General features: G+C 44.4%; 4 protein-coding genes. 1 reads left to right on the top strand and 3 read right to left on the bottom strand.

Annotated elements, in window-relative coordinates:
• From A3761_RS08650 to bioB, 3 genes are all read right to left on the bottom strand, one after another.
• Positions 1-646: alpha/beta fold hydrolase (locus tag A3761_RS08650; RefSeq protein WP_068750118.1), on the bottom strand; the 646-nt coding region annotated here is incomplete at its 3' end.
• Positions 639-1853 (bottom strand): 8-amino-7-oxononanoate synthase, encoded by a 1215-nt coding sequence (gene bioF / locus A3761_RS08655; protein WP_068553262.1) that lies wholly within the window; start codon positions 1851-1853, stop codon positions 639-641. The genes bioF and A3761_RS08650, both read right to left, overlap by 8 nt.
• Before the next feature lie 108 nt (positions 1854-1961).
• Positions 1962-3032, bottom strand: a complete 1071-nt coding sequence (bioB, locus tag A3761_RS08660; RefSeq protein ID WP_068513447.1) for a biotin synthase BioB — start codon at positions 3030-3032, stop codon at positions 1962-1964.
• A 74-nt stretch (positions 3033-3106) separates the two neighbouring features.
• Here bioB and A3761_RS28995 point away from each other — a divergent pair.
• Positions 3107-3480 (top strand): double zinc ribbon domain-containing protein (locus tag A3761_RS28995; RefSeq protein ID WP_369808212.1); only part of this gene is annotated, 374 nt, incomplete at its 3' end.

Genomic DNA, 3480 nt, shown 5'->3' on the forward strand with positions numbered 1-3480 from the left:
CAACTTGATTCTCGATATAGATTGCCAAGTCTTGAGCGATTAGACTGTCATGACTACCTAGAAGCCAATACATTGGAGTTGATATATTTTCCAGGCACTGTCTTAAGTCCAAGCTTTTCAGTAAACCTAAACCAAACTCTAAACTAGATTTTGGCGGCAGCGACTCCACTGTATAAACTAAATGCAGGAACTTTTTGTCCAAGTGTCGGTACTGACTTCCCGATAACAGTAAAAAGGAAAAACGACGAACCAGCTGCGACCACTCTTCAGCCTCAACCAAGCCCTGCAACGAATCAAAGTCTTCAGTTGTGACGCCATAGGGCCAACCATCCTGATTAACGAAACATGGGGTCGATTGAAGAAGAGCCACGCCTTCAACAAATCCCTTACGTAACTTTTCAGAACTATAGTTAGACAAATAGTTAAGAGCCAGCTGACCACCAAGAGACCAAGCTGCAACAAGCGTTCCTGGCTGAACACAGTCGTCAATAGCTCGACTACATTCATCCAAGGATGTCAGACCAGCAAGACTCAAGACATCAATAGAATATCCGTCAAAACCTTCTGCAAAAAAGTCTTCCCACATCGAGGTCGGCGCTGACCAGCCATTCACTAACACAATATGTTGCACAGTTTGCTTAGACATCTGGTGTCACAATACCTAAATCTATCGCCATACTGAGGGCATCGAGCAGTTGCTCAACGTGGGCTAGATCATGATCAGCACTAAAGGTCACACGTAAGCGCGAGGTATTAGCAGGAACAGTAGGAGGACGAATAGCGGTTACCAGTATGCCCTGACTAAGCAGGAAGTTTGACAGTGCGATAGCATCATCACTACTGCCGATAATCAAAGGCTGAATAGGACTATTTGATTCAACAAGACAATAACCTAGCGCTTGTGCCTCAAGCCTAAAGTAAGTGATCAAAGAGGATAAATGTGCTCGCTTCTGATCGGCTTTTTTAATCAGATCAAGACTAGCTCGTGTTGCAGCCGCAATCGCCGGTGGCATAGCTGTTGTATAAATATAAGGGCGTGCCGCTTGAGTCAGGTAATCGATTAGAAGCTCTGAACCAGCAACAAAAGCACCTGATGTACCAAAGGCTTTGCCAAAGGTACCCATCAACACAGGAACGTCTTTCTGAGCAAGTCCAAATACATTACATGAGCCTTTTCCCTGTTCACCAATAACACCCAAGCCATGCGCGTCATCAACCATTAATAAGGCACCTTGCGCAGTGCAGGTTGCTGCAATATCTTTCAGGGGTGCGATATCTCCATCCATGCTGAATATGCCGTCACTAACGACTAAGGCCTTGCTTTGTTTCACACCTACCGGCTGACTACGTGTCGAGAGCTTATCTAAATGAGAACTAAGGCTGGAAACGTCATTGTGTAAGTAGCGTTGAAAGCGAGCTCCACTCAATAAGCCACCATCTATAAGCGAGGCGTGGTTAAGCTTATCCTGCAGCACAATGTCGCCCTTTCCTACCAGGGTAGATACCACTGCCAAGTTGGCCATATAGCCACTAGAAAAAACCAGCGCTTTATCACGCCCGGTAAACTCTGCAAGTTCGCACTCTAAGGCTTCATGTTCTTGATGATGCCCAACGACAAGATGCGAGGCGCCACTGCCCACACCACTCCTGTCGATACAGGATTTGGCTGCTTTCTTCAGCGCAGTATGATTCGCTAAACCTAGATAGTCATTACTACAAAAGGAAAGAAGCTTACGACCATCAACAAGCGGTTCAATCTGCTGAGGCGAACTTAGCAAGCGATGAGAACGCAATAAACTCTTAGCTTTTAGAGCGTCAATCTCTTGCTGCCAAAGGTCTTCAAAAATAGACATAAACTAAACCAATTACTGCTTATACAGCTAACAAAACCTATCTACTCAGAAGAAAGGATCAGTGGCCTAATTTGATTAAGCAGACCACTCGTTGCGAACCATCAGAAATTAAACAAGTGATTGAGATTGTTCATTTCCAGCTGGGGAAGCCGCTTCGTAAAACAAATGCTTATTAGCTTCTGCGTCAATCGCCTTATTTAGTTGAGCTTCCTGATCGGCATCAGACTTTTCAATGCGCTGTTCAGGGCGTAAGCCCAAACGCTTGAACAATTGCATATCTTTATGAGACTCAGGGTTAGGAGTAGTCAACAGGCACTCACCATAGAAAATTGAGTTTGCTCCAGCCATAAATGCCATTGACTGCATCTCATCTGACATCGCTTCCCGCCCTGCAGATAGGCGCACATGACTCTTAGGCATCATGATACGTGCAACAGCAATACAACGAATAAATTCAAACTTATCCAAGTCGTCAACGTTTTCAAGTGGCGTTCCCTTCACTTTAACCAGCATATTGATGGGGACACTTTCAGGATGAACTGGCAAGTTTGCTAACTGCACAAAAAGTCCTACACGATCAGTTGCCTTTTCACCCATACCAACGATGCCGCCACTACAGACTTTCATACCTGCGTCACGAACATGAGACAGTGTATCCAGTCGATCCTGATAGCTTCTAGTGGTAATAATCTTATCGTAATATTCGGGAGAGGTATCCAAATTATGGTTGTAATAATCCAGGCCTGCATCGCCCAGCTGGTCGGCCTGATCCTGGGTTAATTTACCCAAGGTCATACAGGTCTCAAGCCCCATATCTTTAACACCTTTAACCATTTCTAATACATAAGGTAGGTCTTTATCACTCGGGTGTTTCCAAGCGGCCCCCATGCAGAAACGACTACTTCCTTTTGCTTTTGCTTCTTTGGCTTTCTCTAGTACTTTTTCAACCTGTAGCAAGCGCTCTTTTTCCAGGCCAGTATTGTAATGTCCGCTCTGCGGGCAATATTTACAATCCTCAGGGCAAGCACCCGTCTTGATCGACAGCAAAGTACTCACTTGAACTTCGTTGGGATCGAAATTGTCTCTATGCACAACTTGCGCTTTAAACATCAAATCATTAAACGGCAAGTCGAATAAAGCCTGAACTTCGGCAGCAGTCCAATCGTGTCGTACGCTCATAAGTATGTTCTCGTGTGCAAAACCATGGTAAAACATGCGTCAACTTTATACATCAACGCTTAAGGATGAGTGTAATGATAAGCTTCACCAAAAAGTTGTCAACCAAATTTCATTTTTTGGTTAACAACTGGCATGCTCTGGATATTATTTTTCAATCCCCTTGCTTACTATGCGACGCCATAACTCTAAATAAATCAGCGATTTGCAAATCTTGCTTAGCGGACTTGGAATGGAATGTTACATTCTGCAAGCAATGCTCGCTTCCAATGAATAGCGAGAGTTGTAAAGAGCTTATCTGTGGAGAATGCCTTAGCAGTCCTCCCCCGTTCAAGACATGTGTGGCGCCATTCAACTATTCCTTCCCGATCAATAGCATCATTTATAGAGTTAAATCATCTGGAGAACAATATTGGCTGAAGAGCTTAGGTCTCGAGTTTTGTCGTTACCT

The organism is Oleiphilus sp. HI0123 (genome assembly GCF_001635315.1).